Source organism: Campylobacter gracilis, assembly GCF_018374135.1.
Classification (GTDB): domain Bacteria; phylum Campylobacterota; class Campylobacteria; order Campylobacterales; family Campylobacteraceae; genus Campylobacter_B; species Campylobacter_B gracilis_A.
This window is the reverse complement of sequence record NZ_JAHAFS010000011.1, coordinates 24,465-37,968: the sequence shown is the minus strand read 5'-3', so window position 1 is coordinate 37,968 and position 13,504 is coordinate 24,465. Positions and strand designations below refer to the sequence as shown.

The window sequence follows — 13,504 nt, the reverse complement described above, 5'->3', positions numbered from 1 at the left end:
GCAAAATTTTAAATTTTACCCGTTGCGGGCGGCGCGACCGCTCGTAGAACTGAATTTAAAGGAACGATCATGCGAATACGACTACCACACGTGCCATATATCGCGCATAAAATAGCGCTGGATCTGCTAAACTCGGGCTGCGTTACGCTTAGTGCAGGCATAGAGCCCGTCGCCAAGGAAGCAGATGAGATCATAAGGGGCGATCTGCAAAAAGAAAGAGCGATAGACGAACGCGCAAACGAGCTGATAGATGAGCGCATAAGCGAGCTAGATGAGATGAGCGTGAATAAAAAAGATATGTTTTGGCTCATCAAACGCCACATCGCAAACGACGAGAATTTCGAGCTAAATTTCGAGGATCGCTACGGCACCATATCGCATAAAATTTTAGAAACCGTTTGGAAGAAAAATTTGATCGATTACAAAGTCTCGGAAAACAGGCTAAAAACGATAATTTATAACGCGATCGACGAATATCTTAAAAATTATCAAAAGATTGAGGATGTGGTCTATGAAAAGATCGAGGGTTACAAACAAAAATTGCTCCCCGGTACCGAAGAATACGAGCTGGTGTTTGAAAAGCTCTACGAAGAGGAGCTAAGAAAACGGGGCATGCTGTGATGAACGCGTATATCTACATAGAAAACGGCATCTATCTGCAAGCCAAGGCGTTCGGCAAGGGCGGCAGCGCATTCGGCGAGCTCGTGTTTAACACCTCTGCCACCGGCTATGAAGAGATCATCTCCGATCCTAGCTACGCGGGGCAGTTTATTATTTTCACTATGCCTGAAATCGGCATCGTAGGTATCAACGAAAATGACAAGGAAAGCTCCAAAATCCACGCAAGCGGAATTTTCGTAAGAAATTTTAACAACGAGCCTTCAAATTTTCGCTCGCAGATGAGCTTGGAGGATTATTTTTTGCAAAACGGAAAATTCGGCGTTTACGATATCGACACTAGATTTTTAACCAAGATGCTGCGCGATCAGGGCAGTCTGCGCGCCTTCGTCTCTACCGAGATTAGCGATAAAGCGGCTCTTAAAAAGGCGCTCAGCGAATCTGCGCACATAGAGGAGATCAACTACGTAAGCATCGTAAGCACGAAGGCGCCGTATAAGCACACATCGGGTCGCTGGAACGCCGAGCGCGGAAGCTACGCTCAGCCCGTAAGCTGCGGTAAAAAGATAGCCGTGATCGATTACGGCGTCAAGCGAAATATCCTAAACGAGCTTTGCGATCTGGGGCTCGGCGTCGAGGTTTTTCCGCACGACGTTACGGCAGAGAGCCTGATTGCTAAGCTTAAAGAAGGGCAGATCGACGGCGTGTTTTTATCAAACGGCCCGGGCGAGCCTCGTATGCTTAAAGAGGAGATCGCGCAGATCAAAAAGATGGTCGAAGCGCGCATGCCGATTTTTGGAATTTGCTTGGGTCATCAGCTGCTAAGCAACGCGATGGGGTATGAGACCTACAAGCTGAAATTCGGCCAGCACGGCGCAAACCACCCCGTGCAAAATCTGCGCACCAAATCGATCGAGATTACCGCGCAAAACCACAACTACAATGTCCCCGAAACGATTGCGCAGATCTGCGAGATCACGCACCGCAATCTTTTCGACGGCACGATCGAGGGGGTGCGATACAAAGAGTATCCCGTATTTTCGGTGCAGCACCACCCCGAAGCCAGCGCGGGGCCAACAGAGAGCAAATATATATTCAAAGAATTTCTTGAAATTTTATGATTTTTAAAATTTTGCCCGCATGAAATTTTACCGCGGTCGCGCGGTAAAATTTTAAATTTACGGCAAGCTTTAAATTCTAAAGCGGTCTTTGCGTCGTAAATTTAAAACCCGTCGCAGCCTGGATAATTGCAGGCTGGAGCGGTACGCAAAGTGTGCTTTTGCGGGCTGAGGATTGCCGCGGTGATTTTGGATTAAGCAGCTTTTTGGATGAAACGGATCTGCGCTAGTCGCGATTTTAAATTTAAACTGGCTGCGCGCCGTAACTTTTCATTTGCGCGATTTTGCTTCCACGTAGCTTTTAAGCGCACACGCGGCTAAATTTCATGCACTTTAAAGATCAGACTTGGTGCGCTTAGCTCTTTCAAAACAGATCCTGCGGTACATTTCGCGCAGTCTTAAGCCGTTTAAATTTGAGAAGTCGTCTTGTTGCTGTCAAAATTATGCCAATAAACGCTTTGCCGCCCGTAAAATTTTATCTAGCGCCGTTTACCTACTAAAACCTTATCAGCGCTGTTTCATTTCCCTCTAAAATATTTGCCTAAAATAAAATTCCGCTCCGCCGCGTAGTGAAATTTTACCTGCGCTAACTTTAAAATTTTACTTTCAGCCGCTCTTAAATCTCTTTCGCACCGATAAGATTTAGCTCGCGTCACTTTAAATTTTGCCCCACTCCTAGGCTGCAGTTTTTACTCACGCTTGTTTTTTTAATCCCGCCCATATTTGCACCTAAAATAAGAGTTGTGTTACTTTATGAAATTAAATTTTTAACTTAACATTATTTTAAGCTCAATAAAAGAGAAAATTTGAAAGAATTTCGTTTGAAATTTCGCCTTGAGGGGTCTGCTATGAGCTGCGCTTTAAAAGAGCTGGACGTCTTGCTAGTCGAGGATGATACTAAATTACTAGCCTCGCTGCATAAGGCGTTTGAGGGTATTTTTAACAACGTTTACAATGCCCAAAACGGGCTTGAAGGTGTGAAAAAATTTAAAAAATTTAGCCCTAATCTCGTCATTACCGATATTTTGATGCCGATCGAAGATGGGCTAGCGATGATACGTCAGATCAAACAGATCTTTCCACATGCCCCTATCGTGGTGCTTAGCGGCTTCAGTAGGGAGGAGCAGCTAAAAGGCGTTATGGAGATTGGCGTCGAGCGGTATTACTTTAAGCCGGTAGATATCGCCGCATTTGTGCTAGAGATAAGTGCGCTGATGAAGTCTAAGCTGGACTCTGTACGAGTCGTAAATATGGGTGCCGGCTACGTATTTGACGGGCTTTGCCGTATTTTACTGAAGGATGGCGAGCAGATCGTGCTTACTAAAAAGGAGCTTTCTTTCGTTTCGCTACTAGCCAGTCGCGTGGGCGAGCTGGTGCTTTACGACGAGATCAAGCGTTATGTCTGGACCGAAGGAGCCGTGAGCGATACGGCGCTTCGTACCTTCGTCAAGCGTATCCGCGATAAAGTGGGAGGCGAAATCATAAAAAATGTCCCGAGCCTAGGATACAAGATCGAGCTTGAGCCTGCTTAAATTTGATCGCGTTTTGCTGCTTTGTAATTTACGGAATCCACTCGTAAAATTTTGCATCTAAATACGTCGCGATTAATGCGGAGCGAGGCAGAATTTCGCGCTCAAAGCGCCACAGATTAAAATTTGACGCTCGTCCAACTTACTAAATTTAACTTGATAAAATTTAGCCTCTCAGGCTCCTCAAAAACTTCTTTGCTTAAAAGCCCAAACTAAAAATTTCTTGCTAAAATATCGCAAAATTCCGCGTTCTGCGAATCGCTCATAAAGGATTTGTTTTGAAAAATTTGCCCTCTAAAAATCTTTTTGTCTACACCAGCTCGCGTGCGCTACGCGCGGCGCTACAAAGCGAGAGTGGCGGCGTGCTCGCGCCCAGGATTACGTTGGCGGAATTCTACGAAAAGGCGCTTTTTGTGCCGGATCTTGTCGCTTGCGGCGAGATAGATCGCGCGCTTTTTATGAAGCAGGCGGTAAACGAGAGCAAACGTGCAGGCGAGAGGCTTAAATTCCCTAATGAGCTTTACGAGTTTATGCGTAACCGCGAGTATCTTTTTGGTTTTTTCAAGGAGCTTGCGACGGAGCGCGTGAGTATCGATGCGCTCGATCTTAGCGATACCTACGCGTGGTACGCCGAGCATTTTGAAATTCTGCGAGAGCTAGCGGGGGCGTATGCAAGGATTTTGCGCGAGCATGGATTTTACGACGAGATCACGCTACCCGCGCTTTATGAGCTAAACGAGTCCTATCTGCGCGGATTTGAGCGGATAGAAATCAAAATCGACGGCAATCCTAGCGCATTTGAGTTCGAGATTTTTAAGCGCGCGGCGGAGCTTGGCGAGGTTGTGTTGAGCTTTAGAGCCACGACCTTAAATTCTAAGCCCGTGCGCGCGGTGGAGGAGCTTTGCGGCATAAGCCTGGGGCCAGGTTTTGCATATCGCGTAAATCTTGGTACGGGTGAAATTCTAAGCCGAGAGCCGCTAGGCGTGGGCGGAGCGGTTGTGTGTAGAGGCTTTGAGCTGCGAAGCTTGCAGGCGAGCTATGTTTTTGAAAAAATTTCATCCTTTGTGCGCGCGGGCATTGCGCCGGAGCGCATCGCGGTGATTTTGCCCGACGAGAGCTTTGCCGGTACGCTGCGGCTTTACGACGAGCGTATCGCAAGGGCTCGCGGCTCGCACCGCATGTTAAATTTCGCGATGGGAGAGAAGCTTAAAGATAGCCTATTTTATGTAACGCTAGAGAAAATTTCGCAGTGCTTAAAAGAAGCGCGCACGCCGAAATTTGGCGTAGATTACCGCGCATTTAAAAGCCCGGAGGGAGGATTCTTGAATACGGAGGATTCTGCGGTACAGCAAAATTTAGCGCTTGGGAATTTCGCTTTGGAGAATTCTATTTCGCAAAATTTTACACAGCAAGATTCCGCGCCTGATTGCGAAATTTTTTCAAATTCCAAAACGGATTTAAATTTTATGTCTGCGCGAGAGTTTGAAAATACGGAAAATTTTGAAATTCTGCGCGAAATTTCGGCGGAACGCACGAATAGCGCGGGAGAACAAAGCTTTTCTTTGGATTTTACGGAGTTTCAAGAGCCTTTGGAGTGTGCGCAGCAGCGCGATTATTCGGCTCGTGCAAAACAGCAAGAGCTTTTAAAGCAGCAAAAGAGCCTACGATACTCTATGCAACTGGAGCATATAGAGCTTGAGGAGGAAGATGGGTATTCAAAAAGCCCTGAGCGGCGCGATTGCTTTAGGCACTCTAAAATGCACGAGGGTGCAGATGAATATCCGCAGCGCCCAAACCCGCAGGAGCTTGATCTGTTTTTTGCGAGTGTGGGTGTGGATGAGGCGCTTTTTGGCGAGTTCGTGCGCGATTTTGCAAAGCAAGTAAGCTTCGAGCATTTCGAGGCGTTAATTATCAAGCTCGCCTGTTTACCTAAAATTAGCGACGCGCTGCTGCAAGAAAAGCTAAAAGAGCCGCTATATCTAATTAAAATTTTACTTCGAAAATTTAAGGACGAAAACCTAAGCTTAGGCAATCTGATCGATCTTTTTTTGTTAGAAATTTCGCGCATTAAGCTTGATGATGTTCGTGGCGGAAAGGTCACGGTAATGGGGCTTTTAGAGAGCCGCGGACTGCAATTTGACGGCGTGATAATCCCCGATTTTAACGATGATCTGGTGCCTAAGCGCAGTAGCGGAGAGATGTTTTTAAACTCTGCTTTGCGCGCTAGAGCAGGGCTCATCAGCCACGCGGACCGCGAAAATTTACAAAGATTTTACTACGACGGCTTGCTAAGAGGCGCTAAAAAAAGCGCGATTTGCTATCTGCAAAGCGTCGAGAAATTGCCTTCGCGGTTTTTGAAAAGCTTTGAAGTGCAACAAGACGCGGAATTTTCGCAGGAGGATTATTTGCGGCTTTTTGGGCGGGAGGAATTTAAGCCCGCCTTATGCGGACAAGAAGACCCCGTGGCTCGCCATGATTTTTTTGCCGAGGAGCTGTCGTTTTCGCGGTTGGATACGTTTTTAGAATGCAAGAGGAAGTATTATTACCGCTACGTTTTTGGGCTGAAGGAGGGGCTAAAATTTGGCGAGGATAATGCGCTTTTGGGCAAAATTTTACATACGAGTTTTCAGCGTTTATATGAGCGAGCGGGGATGAAATTTAGCATGGAAAAATTTCGCTTTATTTATTCGCAGCTCGCGCGAGAAGCGGGCATCGCGCGCTTTGATGCGGAACTTGAGTTAAAATCGGTAGAAAAGCTAGCTAGGCTTTTAGAAGAGCATGAGCAAATTTGGGGCTTTAGCGGTAGTGAAGTATCGCTAAAAGGCGAGCTTGACGGGGTGCGGCTGAGCGGACGGATCGACCGTATCGACGAAGACAAGACAGGGCGGAAATTTATCATCGATTACAAACGTGGTTCGGCTAAAAAACATATGGAAAAATTCCAGCTTACGTTTTATCGCGCGCTTTTAGCCCAGGAGTGCGAATGCGCCTATCTGTCGCTAAAAGACTGCGCGTTTGCGGCTCCTGGCGACAAAACGCCTAGCTTAGAAAATCTGCGCGAGACGCTAAGCTCTATCGGCAAGGAATTTGCAAGCGAGGTCGCTTTTACGCGCACGGAAGCGGTGCAAAGCTGCGAATACTGCGATTATAAAATCATTTGCAAGGGGCAGATCGATGGCAAAATTTGAAAATTATCTGGCGCTTGAAGCAAGCGCAGGCAGCGGCAAGACCTTCAATCTCGCGGTCAGGTTCATCGAGCTGGTGCTAAAAGGTGAGCCGATCAATGAAATTTTAGCGCTTACCTTTACTAAAAAAGCGGCTGCTGAGATGAAAACGCGCATCGTGGAGAAATTTCAAAATTTGCTTGTCGTGCGCGACGGCGCCCTTGTGTCAAGCCCCGAGCTGGCGCAAATTTGCGAGGATCTAAATATGAGCGCGGATGAGGTTATGGCAGCGCAACAGCGCCTACTGCCTAAATTTTTAAGCGAGAGCCTAAATGTCTTTACCTTCGATGCGTTTTTTGCAAAAGCTCTGCGCTCCTTTGCGCTAAATAGCGGCATCGATCCGAGCTTTGAAAACGATGAAGGGATTTTGGGCGTGCAGCAGGCGGCGTTTTTAGGCGTGATTTGTAAAAACGAAGCGCTATTAAGAGAGGTCGTGGATTATGTAAGCGACTCAGGAATGACAAAGGGTGAGTTTTTAAATAGCTTGCAAAGCATTTGGAGAGGCGATATAAGCATAAATCCGCCCACGCTTCCCGCAAGCTCCGCGCTGGCAGAGATAAATGAAATTTTATCCCACTTGCAAAAAGCGGCGAGAGATGCGGGCGTAAGCGCGGGAGCCGTAAATGGGCTAAGCCCTGTTGGTGATCTGTCAAAATTATCTTCGGGCTTCATTCTTTCGGCTCTTGCCAACGGTAGTTTCGATTATCCGCGCTCGCAGCTTAAAAAAATTTCGCATCTTGACGGCGAGCTAGCAAGGCTGAAAGACGCCATAGCTCGCGAAATAGCGTGGATGGATGCGGTATATGCGGCTAAGCTGGCAGGACTAATTAGAATTTATGCCGAAGCGCTTAAATCGGTGCAGCGCAAAAGTCGCAAGCTTACATTCGGCGATGTCACTGCAGCCGTGCACTCGCTGCTAAATCCAAGCGCAGAGGCGTTACAGGGCAATCGCGAGCTTTTGTATTTCAGGCTCGATTCTAAAATCACGCATATTTTAATTGACGAATTCCAAGATACCGACATTTGCCAGTATGAAATTATGCTGCCGCTAATCTCTGAGGCGCTTGCTGGCAAAGGGGCGGAGGAGCGCTGTGGCAGCTTTTTTTACGTAGGCGATAAAAAACAGAGCATCTATAAATTTCGCGGCGCAGAGAGAAAAATTTTTGATATTTTGCGCGAGCAGTTTAGTCAAATCAAAACGCAGAGCCTGCCGCGCAATTATCGCAGCTTAAAACTCATTGTAAAATTTGTAAATGAGATCTTGCGCGATAAATTTGCGTCTTATGAAGATCAAATCGCGGCAAATAAGCTAGATAGCGATCTGCCCGCTTCGGTGCTGCAAAAAATCAAGGATTATCCTCTTTCTCATCCACAAATGCCGCTATTTGAGGTGCAAAGCGACGATTACGGCTACGTAGCAGCGTTTTCATACGACGATGTGCTAAAGGGGGCTGCGGAGCAAGCGCGCAGGCTTATTGAGGAGTGCGGCGTGAGAGCTGATGATATAGCGATTTTATGCTGGAAAAACGAGCATGTAAGCGCGCTAAAAGAGATGCTATCGGAATTTTGCGAGGTTTGCAGCGGCTCAAATAAGGCTCTGCGTTGCAGCGAGCAGGTAAATGCCGTAATTCAATACGCGAAATTCTGCGTAGGTGGCGATGAAATTTATCTGCGAAACGCCGAAGCGATTTTAGGGAGGCGGCTTAAAAAGATAGCGGTCGATCTGCATAAAAACGCGCAAAAAACGGCGGAATTTATCGCTAGCTCGCTGAAATTAAATTTTGTCGATCCGGATCTACTGCTGTTTTTTGAGACGCTGGCAAAATTTAATAGTTTTAGCGAGTATCTGTTTGCAAACGACGAAACGGAGGTATTTGCCAAGGAACAAAGTGGCATTAAAATTATGACCGTGCATAAGTCCAAGGGGCTTCAGTTCCCGCACGTAATCGTTTGCGACCGCATCGGAGGAAAAGACCGGGGTGATAGCTCAAAGCTCGCGACGGACTATGATTTTGCCACGCATAAGTGGAGAATTTTTTATAAATTTGCGAGCAGAAAGAGCCTGGATGCGGAATTTGCGGCGCTAATGGACGAAAACGATCGCTCTGCACACGAGGAGGATATAAACAAGCTCTACGTAGCATTTACACGCGCTGAACGCTCGCTCATCATCGTAAAACGCTCCGAGGCAAAAATAGATCAATACAATTATAGCTTTTTTTCGCCTTATGCCAAAAAGACCAAGGGCGCGGGCGTCGTGGAGTGGCTGGATATCCCGGATTTTCAATACGGCTACGTAATCCCAAGCTCCGTAAAATCAGAAGAGCAGCCGCCGCGCAAAAAGATCGCGCTCGTAGCGGGCGAGCCTCAAGGCGCGCAAGAAAAAGCAGGCGGCGGCGAAACGGAGGCGCTAAGCGCGATATATTTCGGCGAGGCGCTGCACTATGCGCTCGAGATGAGCGAAAGCTTTGCGGCGGATGAAATTTTACGAGGAGTAGGCCTGGCGAGAGGTCGCTACGCTAAATTTTTAAATGACGCGGATTTTGAAAATATCGCGACGCGGGCGCTAGGACTAAGTAAAAACGAGGAATTTTTAGCTCTGATAAAGGGCGCTCAAGCTTATAAAGAGATGCCGATTAAAAGCGCGGAGAATGATCTTTTGCGCGTGGATCTGGCGTGCTTTGGGCAGGATGAAATTTTGCTTTTTGATTACAAGAGCTCCGAAAAATACCTCGCGCAAAACAAAGCTCAAGTGGCGCGGTATAAAAGCGTGATCCGCGAGTTTTATCCGCATGCGCGAGTGCGCGCCTTCGTGCTGGCTCTCGAAGCCGCGGATGCTAGGCTAATCGAAGTGAATGAAGAGGGATAAAATTTTAAAATTTAGATGAAATTTGAGCGCAGACAGATTAAAAATAGCTTAAATTAAGCTATACGTAAGGATATTTCTATATAATCACAGCTCAAATTTTAATAAGGCGGAAACCATGACAGAAATTACAAAGCCGAGCGAAGTTAAGCGCGACTGGGTCGTTATCGACGCGACCGACAAAAGATTCGGTAGGATGCTTACCGAAGTTGCGGTATTGCTACGCGGCAAACACAAACCAAGCTACACTCCAAACGTGGATTGCGGAGATTACGTCGTTATCATCAACGCTTCAAAAGCTGTATTTACCGGCAATAACAAGGGCGACGACAAGCTTTATCACAACTACTCGGGCTATTTCGGAAGCGTAAAGAGCGTGAAATTTCAAGACTTGCTTAAAAACAATCCCGCAAAACTCTACAGACTTGCGGTTCGCGGCATGCTTCCTAAGACGAAGCTCGGCAAGGCAATGATCAAAAAGCTATTCGTATATGAAGGCGGCGAGCACCCTCATACTGCGCAAACAACTAAAAAAGGAAAATAATCATGGCGACAATTTATGCAACCGGAAAGAGAAAAACTGCCGTAGCTAAGGTTTGGGTAAAACCGGGAAGCGGCAAAATCGTAGTAAACGGTATGGATCTAAACACCTGGCTAGGCGGTCACGAAGCGATCAAGCTAAGGGTTGTTCAGCCGCTTTTGGCGACTAAACAAGAGACCTCGATGGACATCACCGCGCAAACTTTAGGCGGCGGATATTCGGCTCAAGCGGATGCGCTAAAGCACGGAATTTCAAAAGCGCTTGCCGCGATGGATAAGGATTTTAGAGCGGCTCTTAAGCCAAAAGGTCTGCTAACTCGCGATAGTCGCGTGGTCGAGCGAAAGAAATTCGGTCGCCGCAAAGCGCGTAGAAGTCCGCAGTTCTCTAAGAGATAATGTTTTTTGCAAATTTGTGGCGAAATTGTCGCAAATTTGTAAATTCTTTAAAAATTTTATGGTAATATCGAATTATAACTTTATTTGAAAGGATGTTTAATGAAGAAAGTTCTACTTGCATTAAGCTTGTGTGCATCCGGCGCATTGTTCGCTAGCGATGCTGATTATCACTGGGAGATCACCCCTACTATTGGCGGAATGACTCATGAGGGCAATATGGATTTGGATTCGAATTTTATGTTCGGTCTACGTCTTGCCAAAAATCTACAAGATTCGTTTATCGATCAAGTAGAGGTTGGTTTTGATTACTCTCGCAATATCGGCGTAGAGGATTTAGCTCATAGAGTAGGCAACGATAAGCCTGACGCTAAATACTATCATATCAATGCTGTAAAAGACTTGGTAAATTTCACCGATAATTTCAAATTATACGGCTTGCTAGGTCTTGGATATATGGATTACACTAAAGACGTTTACAACGATGGCGATCAAGATAGCGGCTTTGGTCAATACGGCTTGGGTCTAAAATACTACATTACCGACAACTTCGCTACAAAACTTGAAGCACGCGATGCTATCAGATTTGACGACGGCAACCACGTATTGTTCTATACTCTAGGCTTTGCAGTTGATTTTGGCAAGAGATATGCTGATGCAGCTCCAGCTGCCGCTCCGGCTCCTACAGGCTGCAAAGACGCAGATAACGACGGCGTATGCGATAATGTCGATAGATGTCCAGGCACACCTGCTGGTGTAGTTGTAGATGAATATGGTTGCGAGAAAGTTATTAGATTAAATTTGGGCGTAAATTTCGCTACAGATAGCTCAAAAATTTCCCCTGAGTTTATGAACCAGATTAAAAACGTAAGCGATGTGCTAGTAGCTCACCCTGATTACAAAGTAATTCTAGAGGGTCACACCGATAGCACCGGCTCGAATGCATATAATCAAAAGCTCTCCGAGCGCAGAGCTGCTGCAGTCGGAGGTGCGCTTAAGAGCTTCGGCGTAGATGCTAGCAGAATCACCACTGTAGGATACGGTGAGACTAAGCCTATCGCTACAAACGCTACTAAAGCAGGCCGCGCTCAAAATAGACGCGTAGATGCTAAATTTAGAAAATAATCTTTTCTAGATCCACATAAGCGGAGCTTCGGCTCCGCTTTTTTTATATCCAAATTAAATTTTAAAATGCCAAATTTCCAAACCACTCTGCTTTTTGATCTCGACGGTACGCTCATCGACTCCACGCCCGCGATACTGGACGGCTTTCACTACGCGTTTGCGCATTTGGGCGCCGCAGAGCCTAGCGACGAAGCGATTAAAAGGCTTATCGGGCATCCGTTAGAAGTGATGTTTGAACGTCTAGGTGTGACGCGCGATGTGCAGAATTTCGTGCTCGCCTACAAACAGCGATACGCGCAGACTTTTTTAGATCAGACCGTTCTGCTAAGCGGTGCGTTCGAGGCGGTTCGTGCGGCGAGCGAGTTTGCAAATTTAGGCGTCGTAACCACCAAAACGTCGAAATTTTCTAAAATTTTATTGCAGCATCTTGGTGTCGCGAAATTTTTTGGCACCATCGTCGGACGAGAGGACGTGCAAGATCCCAAACCAAGCGCTGAACCGATTTTAAAGGCGCTCGAAAATTTAGGAATTTGCGGCGCGACCGCTAGCAAAAGTTCAAATACAATTAGCAGTAAAGCTTGCTATGCTACTGCCAATAAAAACACAAGCGCTGCTAGCAGGAGCGCGATTTTGAATGAAATTTCAGCGCCTGATTTAAAGAGCCTTCCTGCGCTTGATCCTGATTCTGGCAAAGTTTTCGAGCAAAATTTAAGCAGTATTGCGAGTCAAAATTCCGATACAATTTCGTTTAAAAATTTAAGCGAAGCAAAGAGCGATAGATACGAGGCTGGCGATAAGGGTCAAAAGAGCGGTGTCAGCATCGAGGGCGAGAGCGATAAAGGCGGCGCGCGCGGCGGTAAAATTTATGATGCACATGAGCTAAATTCCACTCCTTGTTATGACAAAATTTGCAGTGACGAAATCCTGCCTTCTGTAAGCCAAAATATCTTTATGATCGGCGATACGCTACTTGACGCTATCGCGGCAAAGTCGGCAGCGGTGCGAAGCGTGGGCGTAAGCTGCGGCTACGGCAGTGCCTCGGAGCTACGGGCGCATTTCGAGTTCGTATGCGCGGACGCAAAAGAGGCGGTTGAGTTGATACGCGAAATTTCATCGAAATTTTAGGCGCGACGGAGCGAAATTTTTCTAGCTTCGATGCACTATTTTTGCGAATACTTAGAAGTGAACCCGCGCCCGAAATTTAAAATTTCCAATTAATTTTTGCGTTTTAAACGGCGCGCAATATAAAATTTGTCCGCGCTATTTAGCTGGAGGTAAGTGTTCAAACGATACGCGGAGTTAAATTTCGCATATTTCTGCTCTGGTTTAGTAATTGTATGTGCCGAACTAACAATGTACGGGAATATTTCACTTTGTCCATAGTACTTGATCGATTCGTCAATGTTCGGTATTAACAGCGTATGGGAAAATTTTGCTACCTCGAGTAATTGTGTTCTATTCACTTTCGGTTTGTATTAACACAATGTACTGGAAAATCTTGCCGTAGCCAAATTTTACGCAATTTTGCAATGTCTTTTGAGTTTGCGAATGGCTTTTGCAAGAAATTTTATGCAATCTTCGTGCTCAAATTTTGGCTTTGATTTTAGTTAAACCTAACTTAATCGCGATAAATTCTATGCTTCGCTTGAGGCAAGTATTTGACAGGCTTTTTGTGCGATCTTGCCGCAAGTCTATTTGACACTTATTTAGGGCGCTGTATTCGGGTTTGTCGCAATTATGCTCGCTGCGGATTTTCGGTGTGATTTATAGCATTTAAGGTCGCGCCCGCGCCCAGCGAGCACTAAACATATATGTTTTGAGGTGGATTCATGCGCTAAAATTTCATCCTGCGATAAATAGCTCGCAAAGGCGCAAATACAGGATGAACTAGCCAAATTTTAAAATTGAGCTCCGCGATGATAGCCATATTCTTTTATCGGAGCCGATGAAAGCAGCGTTAGCTTTTGCGTTTGAATTTTATCGTTTCGGCGCAGCAGGGCTTTAAATTTAATCTAAAATTTTACAAAATTTTAAAATTCCGCCCGCTCTTATGCTTTTTTAAAGCAAAATTCTATAAAATACCGCTTCCGC

Annotated in this window: 9 protein-coding genes; all 9 read left to right on the top strand. The window is 46.1% G+C overall.

Features of this window, described 5'->3' with window-relative positions; translation table 11 throughout:
* Window positions 1-69: 69 nt before the first annotated feature.
* The 9 genes from KH703_RS06410 to KH703_RS06370 all read left to right on the top strand — a co-directional run bounded on the left by KH703_RS06410 (window position 70) and on the right by KH703_RS06370 (window position 12,538).
* Window positions 70-621: a DUF507 family protein gene (locus tag KH703_RS06410; RefSeq protein WP_304295062.1), complete on the top strand. Its 552-nt coding sequence runs from the start codon at window positions 70-72 to the stop codon at window positions 619-621.
* Entirely contained in the window at window positions 621-1,739 is a 1,119-nt protein-coding gene (gene carA / locus KH703_RS06405) for a glutamine-hydrolyzing carbamoyl-phosphate synthase small subunit (protein ID WP_304295060.1), read from the top strand. Before KH703_RS06410 ends, carA begins: the two co-directional genes overlap by 1 nt.
* An 803-nt stretch (window positions 1,740-2,542) precedes the next feature.
* A complete protein-coding gene (locus tag KH703_RS06400) occupies window positions 2,543-3,268 on the top strand; it encodes a response regulator transcription factor (RefSeq protein WP_304295058.1) in 726 nt (241 codons plus the stop codon).
* Between the two features lie 275 nt (window positions 3,269-3,543).
* A complete protein-coding gene (locus KH703_RS06395) occupies window positions 3,544-6,453 on the top strand; it encodes a PD-(D/E)XK nuclease family protein (protein WP_304295057.1) in 2,910 nt (969 codons plus the stop codon).
* Window positions 6,440-9,358, top strand: a complete 2,919-nt coding sequence (locus KH703_RS06390) for a RecB-like helicase (RefSeq protein ID WP_304295055.1) — start codon at window positions 6,440-6,442, stop codon at window positions 9,356-9,358. The genes KH703_RS06395 and KH703_RS06390 overlap by 14 nt, the downstream gene beginning before the upstream one ends.
* Window positions 9,359-9,473: 115 nt before the next feature.
* Window positions 9,474-9,899 (top strand): 50S ribosomal protein L13, encoded by a 426-nt coding sequence (rplM, locus tag KH703_RS06385; RefSeq protein ID WP_304295053.1) that lies wholly within the window; start codon window positions 9,474-9,476, stop codon window positions 9,897-9,899.
* Window positions 9,900-9,901: 2 nt separating this feature from the next.
* Window positions 9,902-10,291: a 30S ribosomal protein S9 gene (gene rpsI / locus KH703_RS06380; protein ID WP_005869670.1), complete on the top strand. Its 390-nt coding sequence runs from the start codon at window positions 9,902-9,904 to the stop codon at window positions 10,289-10,291.
* 99 nt (window positions 10,292-10,390) lie between these two features.
* Window positions 10,391-11,413, top strand: a complete 1,023-nt coding sequence (locus KH703_RS06375) for an OmpA family protein (RefSeq protein ID WP_297941712.1) — start codon at window positions 10,391-10,393, stop codon at window positions 11,411-11,413.
* Window positions 11,414-11,479: 66 nt separating this feature from the next.
* Complete coding sequence (locus KH703_RS06370) at window positions 11,480-12,538, top strand: HAD family hydrolase (RefSeq protein WP_304295050.1); 1,059 nt, start codon at window positions 11,480-11,482, stop codon at window positions 12,536-12,538.
* Window positions 12,539-13,504 lie beyond the last annotated feature (966 nt).

Bases quoted from the DNA above. Each gene is read 5' to 3' on its own strand.
- KH703_RS06410 (WP_304295062.1), top strand. From the start codon at position 70: ATGCGAATACGACTACCACACGTGCCATATATCGCGCATAAAATAGCG.
- carA (WP_304295060.1), top strand. From the start codon at position 621: ATGAACGCGTATATCTACATAGAAAACGGCATCTATCTGCAAGCCAAG.
- KH703_RS06390 (WP_304295055.1), top strand. From the start codon at position 6,440: ATGGCAAAATTTGAAAATTATCTGGCGCTTGAAGCAAGCGCAGGCAGC.
- rplM (WP_304295053.1), top strand. From the start codon at position 9,474: ATGACAGAAATTACAAAGCCGAGCGAAGTTAAGCGCGACTGGGTCGTT.
- rpsI (WP_005869670.1), top strand. From the start codon at position 9,902: ATGGCGACAATTTATGCAACCGGAAAGAGAAAAACTGCCGTAGCTAAG.
- KH703_RS06375 (WP_297941712.1), top strand. From the start codon at position 10,391: ATGAAGAAAGTTCTACTTGCATTAAGCTTGTGTGCATCCGGCGCATTG.
- KH703_RS06370 (WP_304295050.1), top strand. From the start codon at position 11,480: ATGCCAAATTTCCAAACCACTCTGCTTTTTGATCTCGACGGTACGCTC.